The organism is Streptomyces sp. A 4/2, from assembly GCF_940670765.1.
GTDB lineage: Bacteria > Actinomycetota > Actinomycetes > Streptomycetales > Streptomycetaceae > Streptomyces.
Genome location: NZ_CALNVW010000010.1, coordinates 25,418 through 42,651, shown reverse-complemented (window position 1 = coordinate 42,651; position 17,234 = coordinate 25,418). Strand labels below are relative to the sequence as shown.

At 70.6% G+C, this 17,234-nt stretch carries 17 protein-coding genes and 1 pseudogene; 12 read left to right on the top strand and 6 right to left on the bottom strand.

Annotated elements, in window-relative coordinates:
• Positions 1-542 precede the first annotated feature (542 nt).
• Positions 543-812 carry a hypothetical protein gene (locus tag NBY69_RS06790; protein ID WP_250298957.1) on the top strand — a complete coding sequence of 90 codons (270 nt, stop codon included), beginning with the start codon at positions 543-545 and terminating at the stop codon, positions 810-812.
• A gap of 262 nt (positions 813-1,074) precedes the next feature.
• Here the strand turns inward: NBY69_RS06790 and NBY69_RS06785 are convergent, their stop codons facing one another.
• Positions 1,075-1,458 carry a hypothetical protein gene (locus tag NBY69_RS06785; protein WP_250298955.1) on the bottom strand — a complete coding sequence of 128 codons (384 nt, stop codon included), beginning with the start codon at positions 1,456-1,458 and terminating at the stop codon, positions 1,075-1,077.
• A gap of 88 nt (positions 1,459-1,546) precedes the next feature.
• The gene (locus NBY69_RS06780) at positions 1,547-2,164 is read right to left on the bottom strand and encodes a hypothetical protein (RefSeq protein ID WP_250298954.1); all 618 of its coding nucleotides are present in this window, start codon (positions 2,162-2,164) and stop codon (positions 1,547-1,549) included.
• Positions 2,165-2,474: 310 nt separating this feature from the next.
• On the opposite strand from NBY69_RS06780, the pseudogene NBY69_RS37600 reads away from it, so the two are divergent.
• Positions 2,475-2,663 (top strand): annotated as a pseudogene (locus NBY69_RS37600) (transcriptional regulator); the annotation flags it as partial.
• 17 nt (positions 2,664-2,680) lie between these two features.
• Positions 2,681-3,118 (top strand): hypothetical protein, encoded by a 438-nt coding sequence (locus NBY69_RS06770; protein ID WP_284347879.1) that lies wholly within the window; start codon positions 2,681-2,683, stop codon positions 3,116-3,118.
• A 147-nt stretch (positions 3,119-3,265) separates the two neighbouring features.
• On the opposite strand, the gene NBY69_RS06765 is transcribed toward NBY69_RS06770, so the two are convergent.
• On the bottom strand, positions 3,266-3,523 hold the full coding sequence (locus NBY69_RS06765) for a hypothetical protein (protein ID WP_250298945.1): 258 nt from the start codon (positions 3,521-3,523) through the stop codon (positions 3,266-3,268).
• A gap of 185 nt (positions 3,524-3,708) precedes the next feature.
• Here NBY69_RS06765 and NBY69_RS06760 point away from each other — a divergent pair, with 185 nt between their 5' ends.
• The 4 genes from NBY69_RS06760 (at position 3,709) to NBY69_RS06740 (ending at position 6,841) form a co-directional block, all read left to right on the top strand.
• On the top strand, positions 3,709-4,449 hold the full coding sequence (locus tag NBY69_RS06760; protein WP_250298944.1) for a metallophosphoesterase: 741 nt from the start codon (positions 3,709-3,711) through the stop codon (positions 4,447-4,449).
• 263 nt (positions 4,450-4,712) lie between these two features.
• On the top strand, positions 4,713-5,459 hold the full coding sequence (locus NBY69_RS06755; RefSeq protein ID WP_250298942.1) for a Mut7-C ubiquitin/RNAse domain-containing protein: 747 nt from the start codon (positions 4,713-4,715) through the stop codon (positions 5,457-5,459).
• 162 nt (positions 5,460-5,621) lie between these two features.
• Positions 5,622-5,957, top strand: coding sequence for a YnfA family protein (locus NBY69_RS06745; protein ID WP_250298941.1), 336 nt, complete (start codon positions 5,622-5,624; stop codon positions 5,955-5,957).
• 110 nt (positions 5,958-6,067) lie between these two features.
• Positions 6,068-6,841 (top strand): SDR family NAD(P)-dependent oxidoreductase, encoded by a 774-nt coding sequence (locus tag NBY69_RS06740; protein WP_250298939.1) that lies wholly within the window; start codon positions 6,068-6,070, stop codon positions 6,839-6,841.
• Positions 6,842-6,881: 40 nt separating this feature from the next.
• Here the strand turns inward: NBY69_RS06740 and NBY69_RS06735 are convergent, their stop codons facing one another.
• Positions 6,882-8,075 carry an RtcB family protein gene (locus tag NBY69_RS06735; protein ID WP_250298932.1) on the bottom strand — a complete coding sequence of 398 codons (1,194 nt, stop codon included), beginning with the start codon at positions 8,073-8,075 and terminating at the stop codon, positions 6,882-6,884.
• A gap of 170 nt (positions 8,076-8,245) precedes the next feature.
• On the opposite strand from NBY69_RS06735, the gene NBY69_RS06730 reads away from it, so the two are divergent.
• The 3 genes from NBY69_RS06730 to NBY69_RS06720 all read left to right on the top strand — a co-directional run bounded on the left by NBY69_RS06730 (position 8,246) and on the right by NBY69_RS06720 (position 11,485).
• The gene (locus NBY69_RS06730; protein ID WP_250298931.1) at positions 8,246-8,992 is read left to right on the top strand and encodes a DUF3558 domain-containing protein; all 747 of its coding nucleotides are present in this window, start codon (positions 8,246-8,248) and stop codon (positions 8,990-8,992) included.
• 75 nt (positions 8,993-9,067) lie between these two features.
• Positions 9,068-9,781, top strand: coding sequence for a DUF3558 domain-containing protein (locus NBY69_RS06725; RefSeq protein WP_250298928.1), 714 nt, complete (start codon positions 9,068-9,070; stop codon positions 9,779-9,781).
• Positions 9,782-9,976: 195 nt separating this feature from the next.
• A complete protein-coding gene (locus NBY69_RS06720; RefSeq protein WP_250298927.1) occupies positions 9,977-11,485 on the top strand; it encodes a DUF2637 domain-containing protein in 1,509 nt (502 codons plus the stop codon).
• A gap of 112 nt (positions 11,486-11,597) precedes the next feature.
• Here NBY69_RS06720 and lysS read toward each other — a convergent pair whose 3' ends face one another.
• Positions 11,598-13,397, bottom strand: coding sequence for a lysine--tRNA ligase (gene lysS / locus NBY69_RS06715; RefSeq protein WP_250298926.1), 1,800 nt, complete (start codon positions 13,395-13,397; stop codon positions 11,598-11,600).
• A gap of 144 nt (positions 13,398-13,541) precedes the next feature.
• On the opposite strand from lysS, the gene argS reads away from it, so the two are divergent.
• Positions 13,542-15,320: an arginine--tRNA ligase gene (gene argS, locus NBY69_RS06710; RefSeq protein ID WP_250298924.1), complete on the top strand. Its 1,779-nt coding sequence runs from the start codon at positions 13,542-13,544 to the stop codon at positions 15,318-15,320.
• A gap of 100 nt (positions 15,321-15,420) precedes the next feature.
• Here argS and NBY69_RS06705 read toward each other — a convergent pair whose 3' ends face one another.
• Positions 15,421-16,878, bottom strand: a complete 1,458-nt coding sequence (locus NBY69_RS06705) for a helix-turn-helix transcriptional regulator (RefSeq protein ID WP_250298922.1) — start codon at positions 16,876-16,878, stop codon at positions 15,421-15,423.
• A 162-nt stretch (positions 16,879-17,040) separates the two neighbouring features.
• Here NBY69_RS06705 and NBY69_RS37310 point away from each other — a divergent pair, with 162 nt between their 5' ends.
• Positions 17,041-17,172: a hypothetical protein gene (locus NBY69_RS37310; protein WP_266641494.1), complete on the top strand. Its 132-nt coding sequence runs from the start codon at positions 17,041-17,043 to the stop codon at positions 17,170-17,172.
• Positions 17,173-17,234: the final 62 nt, after the last annotated feature.

The following is a 17,234-nucleotide window of genomic DNA, read 5'->3' as shown; positions in this document are numbered from 1 at the left end:
CCCGACCCCACAGCGCAACGGCGTCGGCCGGGGGGGTGATTCGCGTACGATCCAGCGATACATCTGCTTCCCGCATGGGCGGGAGAATTCGCCCGGACGAAAAACCTAGGCGCACCACAGAGAGCTGGCGGGTGCAAATAATAGTCCGGTACGAAAAACTGGGTCCGTTGTGCCGGAGTATCACCGGATGAGCCCCTGGAAGTCGCGACACGCCAGCCGCTCCCCGCATCTGCGGGGGTACCCATCCCGCTCACGGCCACGTTCCACAAATTAACCAACCTGGACGTCGCAGTCAGACCGGCGCGCCTATCGCTCCTGCAGTCACCGCAGCCGAGTACGGTCCACTCAAGGACGGGAGATCTCGCCGCAGACACAGGCGAAGTCCACACGACTCCGTGGGCGACTGAAAATCTGCGAAAAGAACAGAGCAGATCGAACTGGGCCCGTATATCCATTCGACCGCTTCAGCCCTCGCAATGTCCCGCCGCCGGACGCCCCCTGTCACGGCACCAGCCCGTGCACGAACCAACCGTGGAGCGACCTTGCCGCCCAAACATGTGTTTTCCCTCGCCACTGTTCCCTTCTGCATCACCATCGGGAGCACCGTCATCGCTGTCGTCGCGATTTTCCGCGCCGACTCGGCCGCGGTCCCCGACGCGCTGCGCGCAATCGCCTGCCTCGCGTACGTCCTGCTGTGCCGCCACCACCGGGCCTGCGCCAGTATCGATACCGCTTCGGCAACAGCCGTCGAGGTAGGGGGTGTTATCGGCATCCCGGCCGGGGCCAAGGGCCCGGCCGGGAGAGGCGCATAGCCAGCACAACATGGCATGCACAGCCCACGGGGTCTCCTCATGGACGTGAGAGCGGTGGGACAGGAATGGAAGAGCCCCTGTCATCGCCCGTGAGAGGACATTCCCGCGAATGCGGCGAGACCTGGTCGGCCGACATCACGGTGACCTCATCCAGGGGTCCGTCCGTGCGACTCCGGCTGGCCTGCGGGTGTGCGCCGGGTGCGGGACCTGCCCTACCGGTAGCGGGCATGTCCGACCCCGGCGGCGACGGTCAGCGGCATCGTCAGCACCGCGGCGAGCAGGAAGAGCCCCGGTACGCGTGGTGTTCGGCCGCGCCCGCGGCGAGGCTGCCGGCCAGCGCGCTGCCGAGGTACAGGGCGAGGCCGAACATCGCGACGCCGGTGGCCCTCGCCGACGGGACCAGTGCTGTCGCCCACGACTGGACCGTGGAGTGCATGAACGCCCAGCCACCGCCCAGCAGCAGCGCGGTCAGCACCAGTGCCGGTACGGACTGTCCGGCCGCGGCGATCGCATAGCCGGCGGCCATCTGCGCTCCGCCGACCAGAATGATCACGGCCGGGGACCAGCGGCCGACCAGCCGCTTGACCACGCGGGCCGCGGCCATGGAGCCCACCCCGTACAGCGCGGACACCGCCCCTGCCTGCACGGTCGGTACTCCCCGGGCCTGCAGGGCGGGCGCCAGATAGGTCAGGAAGCAGGAGCACGGCCCCTTCGAGCATCGCCACGGCCATGACCTACCACTGCCACCCCGAGCGCAGCACCACACGGAACGGAGCGAGCAGCGGGCCAGCGGGTTCCCGGACGGGCTCGGGCAGTTGGCGCAGAGCTGGTACGAGAGCGGCGGCGAGCAGGCCCGGCACCGCGAACACCACCCGCCAGCTCAGGTAGTGCGCCAGCACCCCGGCGGCAACCGTCGTACCCAGGGCGAAGGCGGTCATCAGCTCGCTGAGCGGGCGCTGCCTGGTCTCGGCGGGCACGGTGTCGCCCACGTAGGTCAGCGAGCGGCGATGGACGCGGCGAAGAAGGCACCGGCGACGGCGCGGGCCACGATCAGCGCGGTGGCGTTCGGGGCCAGCGCCGAACAGAACGAGGCGAGGGAGTAGCGCATCACGCGGACGCGGCCGATCCGGGTCACCGGCGAGGCCCCACACAGGTTGCATCAGGCCGTATCCGAGGTAGTAGCCCCTGGCCGCGAGCACCACGGTCGGGAGCGGGACGCCGATGCTGGTACTGATCAGCACCAGCATCGGGGCGATGCAGAAACGGTCGAAGCTGCTGACGAATCCGGCCGCGCGCAGCAGGCGCAGCGCGGGGGCCGGCAAGGCCGTCGGGGGGAGGGCGGACGTGGTCACGAGGTGTCGCTCCTTTCTCTGCCCGGTGCCCACCCAGCTCATCACCGCGGCCGACCGCCTCCGGCCCGCAAACGATTGCCCTTGCTGACAGCCTGCTGCGGGCACCCCGGGGCGGGTCGAACCGGCCGTCGGCAGTGGGGAGACGACGCGATGAGCAGGAGCGACGCGTCGAGCGCTCCCCGTCAGGAACTCGGTGCCTTTCCGCGCTCCCGCCGGGCTCGCCGCGCAGGCGGAAGGCCTGCGCAGGAGCTAGGCAGCCGAACTCGCCGGTATCAGCAGCTCCTGGTACGCCTGGCTGGAACAGGGCAGGGTGCGCACCTCGGAACAGGTACTGCGCTCCGTGGCGCGTGCGCTGCGCCTGGACGAGGCGGAGACCGCGCACGTGCTCTCCTTCATGGAGAACGACGCGGCTGCCGGGGACTCACCGGGCTGGGTCTCGCCGAACCTGCTCTCCCTGGTCGAGACGGTGACGCCGAATCCGGCCGTGGTCCTCGACCCGCACTGGGATCTGCTGGCGTGGAACACGGGATACGCGGCGCTGCTCACCGATCCCGCGCGGGGCTGCCGCCGAAGCGGCGCAACCTGCTCTGGCTGGTGTTCTGTTGGCCCCCCGCTCGCACACTGCTCGCCCAGTGGGAGAAGGAGGCGCGCAGCCTGCTCGGCCAGTTCCGCGCCAAGGCCGCCCGGCACCCGGAGGACGCCCGGTACGCCGAGATCACCGCCGCGCTGATGAACGATCCGGACGCGGCCCGCTGGTACGGCCGGCAGGAGACCGCGGACTTCCGGCCCGCGGTACGGCGCTTCCGCCACCGGACGGCGGGTGACCTGCGGCTGCGTTACGTCAAGCTGGCCGCCGTCGACCAGCCCGGCCATCACTTCCTGGCCTATCTGCCCGATGACCGCGCCTCCGGGTCCGCGCTGCGCAGGCTCACCGGGCAGACGGACGGCACGTAGTCCGGGCCGGGCCGATCAACGTCGTGCCGCTCGGTACGCGTCGGGCCGAGCCGCGCCGGAACGGGCTCGGGGCGGACCAGGTAGGTCCGCCCCGAGGCGTTCGTCGTGCGCGGCACGGAGGTCCGTGCGCGCTCTGCTGAGGGTGTGTCAGCCGAGGAGTTCGTTCCCGGCCTTCAGGGCGTCGCCCCCGGCCTGCACCGCTCCCTTCACGGCGTGCACCTTCTTGCCGACGTTGTCCCCGACGACGCCCTCGGCGACCGGCTTGGCCTGTTCGCCGATGGCTGCTGTGGTCTGCGCCGTACTGCTGAGCGTGCCGCCGAGGTCGGCGGCCTGAGCGGCGGGGGCGAAGGCCGCGAGCAGGGCGGATCCGGCGGCGGCGGTGGTGAGAATTCGACGTACGTTCATGGTCGGTGTAACGCACGGAAGCGCCCGAGGGCACGCACCCGTCGGCGGATCGCGCCCAAGTAGCCGCAGCCGCAGGAGCGGACGCCGAGGCCACTGCGCCCTTGCCCACCACTGCTGCTAATGGTTTTAATGACATCAACCGTTAGGGCTGTCGGGGCTCGGCGCACACCACGGAGGGGACCTCCATGCTTCTCGCCCAGATCAGCGATCTCCATCTCGACGGGACCGGCCCGACGGCGGAACGCTCGGCCAGGGTCGTGGAGTATCTGCGCTCTCTGACGACGCAGCCCGACGCCGTCCTGGTCACCGGCGACATCGCGGACCACGGAGCGCCCGACGAGTACGCCGAGGCCGCCGCGCTCCTCGCCACGCTCACTCCCCCGGTCTTCACCTGCCCGGGGAACCACGACGAGCGCACGGCCTACCGCAAGGTGCTGCTGGACGAGGAGGACGCGCCCGGAGCCGTCAACCGCCTGCACCACGCGGCCGGTTACGCCTTCCTGATGCTCGACTCGACGATTCCCGGCGAGGACGCGGGCCTGCTCGACGACGAGACCCTCGACTGGCTGACCCGTACGCTCGACGGGCTCGGGGGCACCCCGGCCGTACCGGTCCTCCATCACCCGCCCACCCCGCTCCACCACCCGTACATCGACACGATCCGGCTGCGGAACGCCGGGCGGCTGGCCGACGTGCTGGCGGGGCGCAGCAACATCCCGGCCGTCCTGACCGGGCACGCCCACACCCCGGCGGCGACGGCGTTCGCGGGCCGCCCGCTGCTCGTCGCGCCCGGCGTGACATCGACGCTCCGACTGCCCTGGGAGAAGGGCGAGACCCTGACCAGTCGTACGCCACCGCCCGGGGTCGCCTTCCATGTGCTGGACGAGGACGGCGGGATCACCACGCACTTCCGCGCCGTGGCCTGACGGACCCGCGCCCGCGCCCGCGGACAGCCCGATCGCCGAGCCCCGGCTGCGCGGCGAATCGGTGAGCGCGTACCTGCCCGCCGCCTGGGCGACGGAGAACGCGGCGCGGCCTTCCCCGGTACGGGCGGACCGGCCGGGCGCCGCCTGACATGCCGGGCGGCACACCCGACCTGCCGGGGGCGCCCGACCCACCGGGCGGCGCGTCGCCTGGCTCACTGCGGAAATCCCTGGCCCGGCCACCGTCCCGGTGACATCCTGACGGCGTGAACGGACCCGAGATCCACCTCGAATTCGCCCCGGAACTGCACCTCTTCGTCCCGTCGGAGCGACGCCAGGGGCGGACCGCCGTGATCACCGACGGCAAGTCGACGCTCGGGCACGTCGTCGAGTCGATGGGCGTCCCGCTCACCGAGGCGGGCCGCCTGGCCGTGGACGGCCGGACCGTACCGGTCTCACACATCCCGCGCGCGGGCGAGACCGTCGAGGTGTACGCGGTGGAGCGCCCCCAGCAGGTGCCCGGCGCCCCGCTCCGCTTCCTGCTGGATGTCCATCTCGGCACCCTGGCAAGGCGGTTGCGGCTGCTCGGGGTGGACACGGAGTACTTCAGCGAGGACATCGGCGACCCGGCGCTCGCCACCTGTTCGGCACGGCACCAGCGCGTCCTGCTGTCGCGGGACCGGGGGCTGCTGCGCCGCCGGGAGCTGTGGGCCGGGGCGTACGTCTACAGCGACCAGCCCGACGAACAGCTCCGTGACGTGCTCGGCAGGTTCGCCCCCGTACTCGCGCCGTGGACCCGCTGCAGCGCGTGCAACGGAGACCTCGTACCGGCTACGAAGGAGAGCGTGCGCGGCCGTATCGAAGGCGGTACGGAGCGCTCGCACGACGTCTTCGCGCAGTGCACGGCGTGCGAGCGGGTGTACTGGCGGGGCGCGCACCACCACCGGCTGGAGACGATCGTGGCGGAGGCGCTGCGCGACTTCAGTCCGGTTCCCCACTCCGCAGACGGCTGATCTGCGCGGCGCCCAGCTCCACCGTCCGCCGCATGTGTGCGGTCAGCAGGGCGATGTCCCGGTCGACGAGCCGGGTCGCGGACCCCGTGGTGAGCCCGGTCAGCTCGGCGATCCGTCCGGTGGGCCACGTCCCGCGCAGCCGTCCGTGTCACGCTGTCGCCCATGCTGATCGCCCGCTCCGCCGCCCTCTTCGTCCTCGCCGCGCTCTTCGAGATCGGCGGCGCCTGGCTCGTCTGGCAGGGCGTACGGGAGCACCGGGGCTGGATCTGGATCGGCGGCGGCATCATCGCCCTCGGCATCTACGGCTTCGTCGCGACGCTCCAGCCCGACGGCGAGTTCGGCCGGGTCCTCGCCGCCTACGGAGGGGTCTTCGTGGCCGGTTCCATCGTCTGGGGCGTGGTCGCCGACGGCTACCGCCCCGACCGCTGGGACATCACGGGCGCACTGATCTGCCTGGCCGGGATGGCCGTGATCGTGTACGGACCGCGCGGGCGCTGATCCCGCCCCGGACGGCCCGCGCGTGCCGCATATCCTGACCCCGGAGATCCCGAAGCCCCGAAGCCCCGAAGTCCGATGTGAGCCGACCGCACGCCCGAGGAGCACCCGCCATGACCGCCGCGCCCGCAGCCACCAACCGCATCGCCGTCGTCACCGGAGCGAGCAGCGGCATCGGTGCCGCCACCGCACGGCACCTGGCAGCCGCCGGATACCGGGTCGTGCTCACCGCGCGCCGCAAGGACCGCATCGAAGCGCTGGCGGCCGAGATCAACGCCGCGGGGCACCAGGCCACCGCGTACCCCCTGGACGTCACGGACCGCCCGGCCGTCGAGGCCTTCGCCACCGCGTTCCCCACGATCGGCGTCCTGGTGAACAACGCCGGCGGCGCGCTCGGAGCCGACCCGGTCGCCACCGGTGACCCCGCGGACTGGCGTCAGATGTACGAGACGAACGTCATCGGCACCCTCAATCTCACCCAGACGCTGCTCCCCGCCCTGGTCGCGAGCGGCGACGGCACCGTGGTCGTCGTCTCCTCCACCGCGGGCCACGGGGCCTACGAGGGCGGCGCGGGCTACGTGGCCGCGAAGAACGGCGCCCGCGTCCTCGCCGAGACCCTCCGGCTGGAGATCGTCGGGCAGCCGGTACGGGTGATCGAGATCGCCCCCGGGATGGTCAGGACCGAGGAGTTCGCCACGACCCGCTTCGGCGGCGACAAGGAGAAGGCCGCCAAGGTCTACGCGGGCGTGGCCGAGCCGCTGACCGCCGACGACGTGGCGGAGTCCATCACCTGGACCGTCACCCGCCCGAGCCATGTCAACATCGACCTCCTGGTGGTCCGCCCCCGCGCCCAGGCCTCCAACACCAAGGTCCACCGGGAGCTGTGACCCGGTCCGGGCGCACCCCGGGCCGACGGCCGCGGCGCCGTCAGCCCTTCACGCACACCACCTGCTTGATCCTGGCCACGACCTCGACCAGGTCCCGCTGCTGCTCCATGACCTGCTCGATCGGCTTGTACGCCGCCGGGATCTCGTCCAGCACGCCGGAGTCCTTGCGGCACTCCACGCCCCGGGTCTGGTCCGCCAGGTCCTGCGTGGTGAAGCGGCGCTTGGCGGCGCCCCGGCTCATCCGCCGACCGGCGCCGTGCGAAGCGGAGTTGAACGCCTTCGCGTTGCCCAGGCCCTTCACGATGTACGAACTGGTGCCCATCGAGCCGGGGATGATCCCGTACTCACCGGAGCCCGCCCGGATCGCGCCCTTGCGGGTGACGAGCAGGTCCGCCCCCTCGTACCGCTCCTCCGCCACGTAGTTGTGGTGGCAGCTGATCTCCTGGTCGAAGGTGACCCGGGCCTTCTTGAACTCCTTGCGGATCACGTCCTTGAGGAGCCCCATCATGATGGCGCGGTTGTACTTGGCGTACTCCTGGGCCCAGTACAGGTCGTTCCGGTAGTCGGCCATCTGCGGGGTGTCCGAGACGAAGACCGCCAGGTCGCGGTCGACCAGGCCCTGGTTGTGCGGCAGTTTCTGGGCGATCCCGATGTGGTGCTCGGCCAGTTCCTTGCCGATGTTCCGGGACCCGGAGTGCAGCATCAGCCACACGGCGCCGTCGTCGTCCAGGCAGACCTCGATCATGTGGTTGCCGGAACCGAGCGACCCCATCTGCTTCGTGGCCCTGCCCTGACGGAACTTGACCGCCTCCGCCACCCCGTCGAACCGCGCCCAGAAGTCGTCCCAGCCCGCTGTCGGGAACCCGTGCATCCGGCCGGGGTCCACCGGGTCGTCGTGCATCCCGCGGCCCACCGGAATCGCCTGCTCGATCTTGGTGCGCAGCCGCGATAGATCCCCCGGGAGGTCGTTCGCCGTCAGTGAGGTCTTCACCGCCGACATCCCGCAGCCGATGTCCACCCCGACCGCGGCCGGGCAGACCGCCCCCTGCATCGCGATCACCGAGCCGACCGTCGCGCCCTTGCCGTAGTGCACGTCCGGCATCACGGCGAGGCCCTTGATCCAGGGCAGTGTGGCGACGTTCCGCAACTGCTGCAGCGCGCCCTCCTCGACCGAGGCCGGGTCGGCCCACATCCGGATGGGAACCTTCGCACCAGGAATCTCTACGTACGACATAACTCCTCTTTCCCCCGAAAATGCAGAAATCTCTGCAAGTGAAAAAACCGCACCAAGGTCCGCGAAAGCGACAGCGGACCGGCATGTACACCAGTGCGTGCGATAGACATTGTGTCCGGCCACCGCCATCGGGCGGTATCCGTTTTCCGTTCCGAAGGGAGCCTCGGACAGTGCAGCGAAGGGCTTACGTACCCGGCTTGGTGCTGCTCGCAGCGCTGGTCACGGGCTGCACGAGTGGTTCCGGGGCCGACGGCTCCACCGCCGACTCGAAGCCCGGCGAGACCATTCCCGCCGCAGCCCCCGGCAAGTACCTCACCCTGCGTGAGCCGTGCCGGACGGCCGACCAGGGCGTGCTGAAGACCATGTTCCCGGAGATCGCCGATCTGCCGAAGGAACAGCAGGAGAAGGCGTACGCCGGCACACCGGAACCCACCTTCGACACCGACCGGCGCGTCGGATGCCGTTGGAAGGGCGACTCGCCCACCGAGGCGCACCGGCTGCGGATCTCGATGGAACGCGTCGTCAGCTACGACACAGCGGTCAGCGACGACGACCGCGCCAAGGCACTGTTCGAGCAGCGGCAGACCGCCGCGTCGGTCTCCGTACAGGCCACGCCCAACTCGACGCCCCCGGACGGCGCGCAGGGCGGCGACGGCGACGGCGGTACCCCCGCGGACCTCCGGCCCAGGACGCTCGACGGGCTCGGCAGCGCCGCCTTCCTCGACGACATCCCGGCCAAGCCGGACGCGGGCACCCCGCAGCACACCGTCCGGGTCGTCTTCCGCGCGTCGAACGTCCTCGTCACCGTCGAGTACAGCGAAACGCCCACCGACCGGGCCGCGCTCCCCGACATCCAGGGCCTCCAGGAGATGACCCGGTCCATGGCCCACAAACTCGCCGAGCAGATCAGCGAATAGTCCGCCGTCCGGTGGCCCCCGCGTACCGTGGCGCCCCGGACCGTACGACCCGTACGACACATGAGCGAAGGAACCATGCACCGATCAGCCACGCGACTCACCCGCCTTCTCGCCTGTGCAGCCGTCCCGGTGATGCTCGTCGTCGCCGGCTGCTCCTCGGACTCCGGTTCCGGCAGCAAGAAGAGCTCCAGCTCCACTTCTCCCTCGCCCAGCGCCCCGGCCTCCCCGACCGTCGCGAAGGCGGCGTACGCGAAGCTCCCGGACGCCTGCAAGTCGCTCTCGTCGAAGACCGTCTCCGACCTGGTGCCCAAGGCGAAGGACAAGGCCGGCACCGAGGTGAAGTCCAGCGACCTGGCCGCCCGCGCCGGCTGTTCCTGGAACGGCCTGGAGAGCAAGGGCACGAAGGGCTCGCAGTACCGCTGGCTCTCCGTCTCGTATCTGCGGTACGACTCCGACACCGTCCTCGGCAGCGGCGCCGACCGCGCCGGGGAGCAGTACACCAAGGCGGTCGCCGACGCCAAGGCGACGGACGGCGCGAAGAACGTCAAGACCGTGACCACCTCCGGCATCGGCCAGGAGGCCACCACGGTCACCTACGGCCAGCGCAAGACGGACGCGGACTTCGTGTACGCCGTCGTCATCACCCGTTCGGAGAACGTCGTCACCACCGTGAACCACAACGGCGCCGGTTTCGAGGGCGCCAAGTCCCCGTCCGCCGACGACATGACGAAGGGCGCGCAGACCGCGGCCAAGGAGGCCGTGGCGTCGGTCGCCACCGCCAACAAGTAGCGCGCAGCGGCAGCGAACAGCGGTCACGGACAACGGCGGATCAGCAGTCACCACACTGCGAACAGCCCGTCACACGGAGCCCGGTCCTCCCTCGGAGGCCGGGCTCCGGGCGTACCCACGCAACGCCGTCCGCACACATGTGCCAGGCTGTGCCCGCCAGATACCGACATCGGGAGGGGACCGCGGGTGGCCGCGATGCAGTTGACACGCACGCACCGGATACTGATCGCGGTGGTGGTCGCGGGCGCGGTGATCATCGCGGGGATCGGTTTCACGGGTTCCTACGCGGCCGTGCGCGAACTCGCCGAGAAGAAGGGCTTCGGCAGCTTCTCGACCGTCTTCCCGATCGGCATCGACGCCGGAATCTGTGTGCTGCTCGCGCTGGACCTGCTGCTGACCTGGATCCGCATCCCGTTCCCGCTGCTGCGCCAGGCGGCCTGGCTGCTGACGGCCGCGACGATCGCCTTCAACGGCGCCGCGGCCTGGCCCGACCCGCTCGGCACCGGCATGCACGCGGTGATCCCGATCCTGTTCGTGGTCTGCGTCGAGGCGGCCCGCCACGCGGTGGGCCGGATCGCCGACATCACCGCCGACAAGCACATGGAGGGCGTACGCCTCACCCGCTGGCTGCTGTCGCCGATCCCCACGTTCCGGCTCTGGCGCCGGATGAAGCTGTGGGAGCTGCGCCGGTACGACGAGGTCATCAGGCTCGAACAGGACCGGCTGATCTACCAGGCCCGTCTCCAGGCCCGGTTCGGCCGGGGCTGGCGGCGCAAGGCCCCGATCGAGTCCCTGATGCCGCTCCGGCTGGCGAAGTACGGGGTCCCGCTCTCGGAGACGGCCCCGTCCGGCCTCGCGGCGGCGGGCATCGAGCCCGTGCTGCTGCCCCCGGCCCCCGCGCTGGAGGCCGCGCCCGCGACGGTCGGGGCCGTTGCCGCGGTCGCTCCGGCTCCGGCCGCCCTTGCCACCGGCCCGGCCGCGCCGCCCCAGGAACAGACACAGGGCCAGGAGCAGGAGCAGGCCCAGCAGTACGAGCAGCACGAGCAGCAACAGCCGCAGGACCAGGACCAGACGGAGCATGCCGAGCAGCAGGCCCCGCACGAGAACCCCTGGTTCGCGCCGCAGATCTCGCAGGAGGCGTACGCGGGCAGCTACGACCCGACGTACGAACCGACCTACGAGCAGCAGTACGAGCGGGAGCAGCAGTACGCGCAGGAGCTGTACGCCCAGGAGCAGTACGAGCAGGGCCGGTACGAGCAGGACCGGTACGCCGAGCAGCACGACCCGCAGTACCCCGCCGATCCGCAGGACGGCCCCCACCCGGACGAGGCCGCCCAGGACCACGAGGCCGCCGACGGTCCGGCGCCCGTGGAACGCCCCGTCCGCTCCCGCCCCCTCGGCGGCACGCTCCCCGGACCGCGCCCGGAGCAGCAGCCGGAGGCGCTGTCCGACGCGGTGGGACCGGAGACCGCCGGTCTGCCGGAGGACGTGTCCCGCGAGGACGCGTACTTCACGGCCTTCCGCAAGTACATAAGCGAGAACAACGAGTCGCCGACCCCGCGTCAGTTCGGCCGCTACCTCAAGGACCTGTACGGCGTCACGGGCCGCAACGGCGACACGCTCAGCGACAGTTCGATGCGCGCCTACATCAACCGCTTCCAGATCCGGTACAACAACGAGCTGGACGCGGAACACATCGCGTGACCCGCGACCGGCCGTCGGACCGGCCGGTCGGGAACGCCGGAGGGCCGCCGCCCGGAACACCTCCCGGGCGGCGGCCCTCCGCCGTGAATCCGTAATCCGTATCCGCGATCCGTCAGGCCCCGAGCAGCTTCCGTACCCGGTCCGCACCGACCGCGAGCAGCAGCGTGGGCAGCCGCGGTCCGGTGTCACGCCCCACCAGCAGCTGGTACAGCAGCGCGAAGAACGTCCGCTGGGCGACCTTCATCTCCGGCGTCGGCTTGGCGTCGACGTCGAAGCCCGCCTGGATCTTCGGTACGCCGTAGACCAGCGCCGTCAGCCCGTCCAGCGACCAGTGCGAGTCCAGCCCGTCCAGGAGCAGCCGCAGCGACTCCCGGTCCTGGTCGGAGAGTCCGGCCAGCGTCCCGGTGTCCGGCTCGTCCCGCACCAGCGTGCGCTGCTCGGCCGGGACCTGGGTGGTGATCCAGTTCTCGGCGCGGTCCAGCCGGGGCCGTACCTCGTCGAGCGAGGTGATCGGGTTCGCCGGGTCCAGCTCGCTGAGGATGCGCAGCGTCTGCTCCTGCGCCCCGGCCGTGATGTCGGCCACCGAGGCGAGCGTCCGGTACGACAACGGCCGTGCTGTACGCGGCAGTTCACCGGCGGCCGTGCGGGTCGCCCGGGAGTGCGCCGCCGCGTCGGCGGGCAGCACCGTACCGTCGGCGACCTTCTTCTCCAGCGAGTCCCACTCGTCGTAGAGGCGCTGGATCTCCTGGTCGAAGGCGATCTTGAACGACTGGTTGGGCCTGCGCCGCGCGTACAGCCAGCGCAGCAGCGGCGCCTCCATGATCTTCAGCGCGTCGGCCGGGGTCGGCACCCCGCCCTTCGACGACGACATCTTCGCCATGCCGCTGATGCCGACGAACGCGTACATCGGGCCGATCGGCTGCACACCGCCGAAGACCTCGCGCACGATCTGCCCGCCGACGACGAACGACGACCCGGGCGAGGAGTGGTCGACCCCGCTCGGCTCGAAGACGACACCCTCGAAGGCCCAGCGCATCGGCCAGTCGACCTTCCAGACCAGCTTGCCGCGGTTGAACTCGCTCAGCAGCACGGTCTCGGAGTGCCCGCAGTTGTTGCAGGTGTACGAGAGCGAGGTGGTCTCGTCGTCGTACGCCGTGACCGTCGTCAGGTCCTTCTCGCAGGAGCCGCAGTACGGCTTGTACGGGTAGTACGCCGTCCCCGCGCCGCTGCCGTCGTCCTCGGCCGCCGCGCCGGACCCGGCGGCGGCTTCCAGCTCGGCCTCGTCGACCGGCTTCTGGCTCTGCTTCTGGCCCTGCTTCTTGCCGCCGCCCGTGCCCTCCGCGGCGGGGTCCTTCTTCGTGCGGTACCTGTCGAGGATCGCGTCGATGTCGGCGCGGTGCTTCATCGCGTGCAGGATCTGCTCGCGGTAGGTGCCCGCCAGGTACTGCTCGGTCTGGCTGATCGGGTCGAACTCCACCCCCAGCTCGGCCAGCGCGGCGACCATGGCGGCCTTGAAGTGCTCGGCCCAGTTCGGGTACGCGGACCCGGCCGGGGCGGGCACCGAGGTGAGCGGCTTGCCGATGTGCTCGGCCCAGGACTCGTCGATGCCGGGGACGCCGTTCGGCACCTTGCGGTACCGGTCGTAGTCGTCCCACGAGATCAGGTGCCGCACCTCGTACCCGCGCCGCCGGATCTCGTCCGCGACCAGGTGCGGGGTCATGACCTCGCGCAGATTGCCCAGGTGGATCGGGCCGGAAGGAGAGAGTCCGGACGCGACGACGATCGCCGGGGTGCCGGAGTCGGCAGCGCCAGAGAGTTTCGCGCCCTCGGCACGGCGCTCCGATTCGGCGATGACATCGTCCGCGAAACGGGAGACCCAGTCGGTCTCGGTGCTCTGAGCCACGATCGGCACGTCCTTCTTCCTCGTACGCCTTCATGTTCATGCAGGGGCGAAAGCCATTGTCCCAGGTCCCCGCAGCAGAGCGAAAACGGCTTTACGGGCCGTGGGATACTTGCGGTGATCCCTTGTACCCCTACGGAAACGGCAGCCGGCCCCATGCCTGAGCCAGTCTCGGTCAATTCCCTCGCTTCGACGCTCCAGCAGCACCTCGCGGACGCCCTGACGGCAGCGCTGCCGGATGCCGGTTCCGCGGACCCGCTGCTGCGCCGAAGTGACCGGGCCGACTTCCAGGCCAACGGGATCCTGGCCCTGGCGAAGAAGCTCAAGGGCAACCCGCGCGAGCTGGCGGCCACCGTCACCGCCGCGATCCCGGCCAATGACCTGATCAAGGACATCGAGGTCTCGGGCCCCGGCTTCCTCAACATCACGCTGACCGACCGGGCGATCACCGAGACCCTGGCCGCCCGCGCCGCCGACGCCCGCCTCGGTGTGCCGTACGCCGCGCACCCGGGCACCACCGTCATCGACTACGCCCAGCCGAACGTGGCCAAGGAGATGCACGTCGGGCACCTGCGGTCCGCCGTGATCGGCGACGCGATGGCCAAGATCATGGAGTTCGAGGGCGAGACCGTGGTCCGCCGTCACCACATCGGGGACTGGGGCACCCAGTACGGGATGCTCATCCAGTACCTGATCGAGCACCCGGACGAGCTGGGCCGCGAGGGCGAGGACATCGACGGCGAGGCCGCGATGGCCGCCCTCAACCGGATCTACAAGGCCTCGCGGGCGCTCTTCGACTCCGACGAGCAGTTCAAGGACCGCGCGCGGAACCGGGTCGTCGACCTGCAGTCCGGGGACCCCGAGACGCGCGCCCTGTGGCAGCGGTTCGTCGACCAGTCGAAGATCTACTTCTACTCGGTCTTCAACAAGCTGGACATGGAGATCGACGACCCGGACATCGTCGGCGAGTCCGGCTACAACGACATGCTCGAAGAGACCTGCCGCCTCCTGGAGGAGTCCGGCGTCGCGGTCCGCTCCGAGGGTGCGCTGTGCGTCTTCTTCGACGACGTGAAGGGCCCGGACGGCAACCCGGTCCCGCTGATCGTCAAGAAGACGAACGGCGGCTTCGGCTACGCGGCCACCGACCTCTCCGCGATCCGCAACCGCGTCCACGACCTCAAGGCCGACACCCTGCTGTACGTGGTGGATGTCCGGCAGGCCCTGCACTTCAAGATGGTCTTCGAGACGGCCCGCCGGGCGGGCTGGCTGACCACCGCCGACGGCAGCGAGGTCAAGGCCCTCCAGCTGGCCTTCGGCACGGTCCTCGGCAAGGACGGCAAGCCGTTCAAGACCCGTGAGGGCGAGACGGTGCGGCTGGAGGACCTCCTCGACGAGGCGACCGAGCGCGCGTCGGCGGTCGTGCGCGAGAAGGCGCTCGACCTCACCGAGGAGGAGATCGCCGAGCGCGGCGCCCAGGTCGGCATCGGCGCGGTGAAGTACGCGGACCTGTCCACGTCCGCGAGCCGCGACTACAAGTTCGACCTGGATCAGATGGTGTCGCTGAACGGCGACACCAGCGTGTACCTCCAGTACGCGTACGCCCGTATCCAGTCGATCCTGCGCAAGGCCGGGGACGTGCACCCGACCGCCCGTCCCGAGCTGGAACTGGCTCCGGCCGAGCGGGCGCTGGGGCTGCACCTGGACCGGTTCGCGGAGACCCTGTCCGAGGTCGCGTCCGAGTACGCGCCGCACAAGCTGGCCGCGTACCTCTACCAACTGGCCTCGCAGTACACGACGTTCTACGCCGAGTGCCCGGTCCTCAAGGCCGAGACCCCGGCGCACGTCGAGAACCGCCTCTTCCTCTGCGCGCTCACCGCCCGCACGCTCCACCAGGGCATGAACCTGCTGGGCATCCGGACGCCCGAGCGCCTGTAGGCATCCGGCGCCCGTAGGCATCCGGCCTCTTCAGGCATCTGATGCCTGTGGGCGCCCGGCTCCGGATTCAGGGACCCCTGGGGACCGGCCACCCGCGTGGTTACTGCGGTGCGGCCGGTTGCCAGGCGTCGCTGCCCGGCGGGTAGATGTACTGCGGCTGACCCGGCGCACCGCTGGCGCGGAACGGCTTGCCGTTGTCGTCGATCCGGACCGTCCCGTGCCGGTTGCCGCTGCTCCACTGGAGTTCCAGGTACCAGCTGACGTCATGAGCCGTGGTGTGGGCGTTGATCTCCAGCACCTGGGGGTCGGTCGACGACACCCTGTACGGGAAGTCGGTGGCCGGGATCTTCTGGTCGCCCTGCACTCCGGCGACCGCCCTGCTGACCGGCGTCCCCGCGTCGAGGTTCACGTCGAACGCGGCCGGGGTCATCTCGCCGCCGCAGCCGTTGCCCATCGCGTACGAGGCCCAGCCGAGCGGCGCGTGACGGCCCACCATCCGTACGTGCAGGGCCTGCAGCACCACCGCGTCCGTCGATTTCCCCTGCACGGACAGCTCGATCCGCGCGCCCCCGGCGGACACCGCGCCCAGCACGTTCGCCCAGCCCTTGGCGTCCTGTTCGGCCGGGGGCGGCGGAACCTTCGAGGCCGACCGGTCGATCAGATACGACTGGCTGCACGGGTTGTCCCAGATGTACGGCCGCACGTTCACGCTCAGCGGTACCGCGGGGATGCTGTCGCCGTCCGCGCCCAGGTCACCCGTGGTACTGGAGGGACGGGCAGCCGTGCCGCCGGACGACACGGAACGGGAAGGGGAGGGGGAAGGGGACACCGAGCCGGACGGCCGCGGCGACGGGCTCACGGACGGGGACTCACCAGACGGGGCCGCCGGAAGTGCCACCGTGTCGGAGCCGGTGCCGGACGTTCCGTCGGGGCGCAGCGCCAGCGCGACGGGTACCGCCACGGCGACGACAGCGACCACGGCGGCACCGATCAGCCAGAGACGGGTGTTCCTGCGCCCCGGGCGCCGCCCCCGGTCCGGCCCGGAGGCGGGAAGTCCTGACGCGATGACGTCCGACGCCTGAATGTCCGATGCCAGAACATCCGACGGCAGGACGTCCGACGGCAGGACGCCCGATGCCAGGACGTTCGCTGCCTGGACATCCGACTCCAGGGCGTCCGGAACGACCGCCTCCGGAACCATCGCGTCCGCGAGCACCGCTTCCCGGACGGCCGCGTCGAGGACCACGGTCTCCGGCACCGCTGCTTCCGGAGCCGCTGCCTGCGGCACCGCCGTGTCCTTGGGCCGCCGCCTCGCCGCGTCGGCCAGCAGCCACCGCCGGTGCAGATCCATCAGCTCGTCCGGGGTCGCCGAACACAGCCGCGCGAACCGCTCGACCGGCGCGTACTCGGCCGGGACGGCGTCGCCGTTGCAGTACCGGTGCACCGTGGACGTACTCATGTGGAGTTTCCCCGCGAGGACTCCGTAGCTGCGTCCGGAGCGTTCCTTCAGCTTCCGGAGCAGCGCGGCAAATTCCTCGGTCTCCGAGCCCACAGCCACCGTTCCCCCCTCGTCCCGCGTCCCGCGTCCCGGACTGGCGTTCCAGGCAAGCGTTCCAGGGGCGTTCCATCCCCCCAGGTCACAGTACGCGTTGGCGTTCCAGCGTCCCCAATGGGCCGGGAACGATTGCGGCCGGAACAAGCCGCCCGACAAGCTGAGTTCGTGTTCAACCGCTTCCGGCACGGATGCCACGGACTCAGCAACCGCTGGGGGCTGGACCTCGTGGACGGGCTGGCCCTCGGCGTAGTGGCCGCGTCCGTCACCACGGTCGTCGCCCTCATCACGCACCTCTGACCACACAGACACACCTGCACAGACGCACACCTGCACGGACGCACAGACGCACAGACGCACAG